1 protein-coding gene and 1 pseudogene are annotated in these 735 nt (G+C 47.1%); one reads left to right on the forward strand and one right to left on the reverse strand.

All coding sequences use genetic code 11. From position 1 onward, the window contains the following. Nucleotides 1–254, forward strand: a pseudogene (locus R7R24_RS26670) (cysteine/glutathione ABC transporter ATP-binding protein/permease CydC); the annotation flags it as partial. A 72-nt stretch (nucleotides 255–326) separates the two neighbouring features. On the opposite strand, the gene R7R24_RS26675 reads toward R7R24_RS26670, so the two are convergent. Further along, a partial coding sequence (locus tag R7R24_RS26675; protein ID WP_318120111.1) for a pyridoxal-phosphate dependent enzyme occupies nucleotides 327–735 on the reverse strand: 409 nt, incomplete at its 5' end.

Here is a 735-nt window from a genome sequence, read left to right on the forward strand (position 1 = left end):
TACGAGATGCACCGATCTTGCTTCTTGATGAGCCAACCGAAGGCCTCGACAAGCGCACCGAACAAAAAGTCATGGCGCTTTTCAACGAGTATTTTGCCAACAAGACGGTTGTGTTCATCACTCACCGACTCATCGAATTAGAGAACATGGACAACATTTGCCTTATGGAACAGGGCGAGATCATTGAGCAAGGCGACCATCAAACGCTACTCGCTCAACACGGTCGTTATTACCAGTTGCTTCAATCTCTATAAGTAAGACTAAAAAAAGCTCATCTTCGGATGAGCTTTTTCATTTTGACTAACTCAAAAAATTTGAAGAACGCTCTAACGACCAGACTTCGCCAAGTAAGCTGACATTTCAGCTTCTGGCACCATCCCTCCCCGGGTCGCCCAAACTAAGTGTGTGGCATTTTTCAAACGTTCAGCCGTAAGCTGTAAACGAGTCTGGTAGTGTAGAGAACTCGAGACATGCACCGCGCCCATCATTCCGGCTAATGCAGAGGGCTCCAAATTGATGCTTTCTCGTTCGCTCAACTCTCCTAAAAGCTGATACATACGTTCGTCCGTCACTGTGTAGTAACCATCAATTAGCCGCTCCATGGCTCGCCCAACAAAACCAGAAGGACGACCAACGGCCAAGCCATCTGCCGCGGTGAGATTATCTATACCAATATCTTGCACCGCTATCTCATCATGCAAACCAGTATGTACTCCCAACAACATGCAAGGACAA

It is taken from the genome of Vibrio sp. 704, from assembly GCF_033339295.1.